We start from the raw sequence: 1,285 nt of genomic DNA, 5'->3' as shown, positions 1-1,285 counted from the left end.
TGGCAGGTCCCCGATAACCGGTCCAGGCAGTTCTAGAGCCAGTTCCTTGTTGTGATCGTCAGTCGATCTCGCAGCCCACGGGGTGATGTTGGTGGGTGCATCCGGCAGCGTACTCGGCCGGCGTTTGGTAGCCCAGCGCTGAGTGCCGGTGTCGGTGGTTGTGGTCGTCTTTGAAGTCGTCGATGACCACGCGGGCCTCGATCAGTGTGGGCCAGCAGTTGCGGTTCAAACACTCGTCGCGCAACCGGTTGTTGAACGACTCGATGAACCCGTTGTTCCACGGTGTGCCGGGCGGAATGTAGGAGATCCCGACCGACCCTGCACAGAACGCCTGCAGGGCTTCTGAGATGAACTCAGGGCCGTTGTCCATGCGCAGCACCATCGGCGGGCCACCCCAGATCGCGAACGTCTTCTCCAACTCCTCGATCAACCGCTCAGCCGGAATCGAGCGGTCCACGATGTTCAGCAACGACATCCGGGTGTGTTCGTCAACCATGGACGCGATCTTGATCTTCTTCCCATCCACGGTGGAATCGAACTGAAAGTCCAATGCCCATACCACTTTCGGTGCGTCCGCGACAACGACCGGGACCGATGACTGGCCGGCGCGTTTGCGGCGCGGAGCGCGCCGCACTTGCAGGCCCTCTTCTTTCCACAACCGGTGCACTTTCTTCTTGTTGATCTCGATGCCGTCGTCGAAGCGCAGGTGTGCCCACGCGCGCCGGAACCCGTGCCGGGGGTTCTTGCGGGCATACGTGCGTAGCTGCTCGCGCAGTGCGGCGTCGGGGTCGGCCGGGGTGTGTGCTTGCGGCAGCCGTCGATAGGCGGAACGGGAAAGCCCAACTACCTTGCACGCCATGCGTTCTGACATGCTCTTGACGTCCTTGAGCATGTCGATGGCGGCGCGTTTGGCGGTCGGGCTCAGAATTTTCCCTTGGCGATCTCCCGCAGCGCGTCTTTCTCGAGTTCGGCATCGGCGAGCAGTCGCTTGAGTCGGCTGTTCTGCTCGCGCAGCTCTTTGAGTTCCTTGGCGGCGTCGCCGTCCATGCCGCCGTACTGGCGCCGCCAGTTGTACAACGTGGCCGCCGACACCTCGAGATCGGCAGCGATCTCCTCGCCGGTCTTGCCTTCCGCGGTCAACTCATCGGCCCGGCGCAATTTGCGCACGATGTCCTCCGCCGAGTGACGCTTCCGTCCTGCCATGTTCTTCATCGTCCCTTCTCCGCCCTCATCAGGGCAATCAGGACTCTAAAACAACCCGGACCGGCTCACGGGGGACACGCCA

Annotated in this window: 1 protein-coding gene; it reads right to left on the bottom strand. The window is 62.5% G+C overall.

Features of this window, described 5'->3' with window-relative positions:
• Nucleotides 1-58: 58 nt before the first annotated feature.
• A protein-coding gene (locus ACWDSI_RS20460; protein WP_449755029.1) for an IS3 family transposase occupies nt 59-1,203 on the bottom strand; the annotation gives its coding sequence in 2 pieces (ribosomal slippage) (nt 59-936 and nt 936-1,203; 1,146 coding nt in all).
• Nucleotides 1,204-1,285 lie beyond the last annotated feature (82 nt).

The sequence above is a fragment of the Gordonia sp. NPDC003429 genome (genome assembly GCF_053588575.1).
Note: the sequence above shows the minus strand (reverse complement) of the source record. Positions and strands in the feature narration are given on the sequence as shown.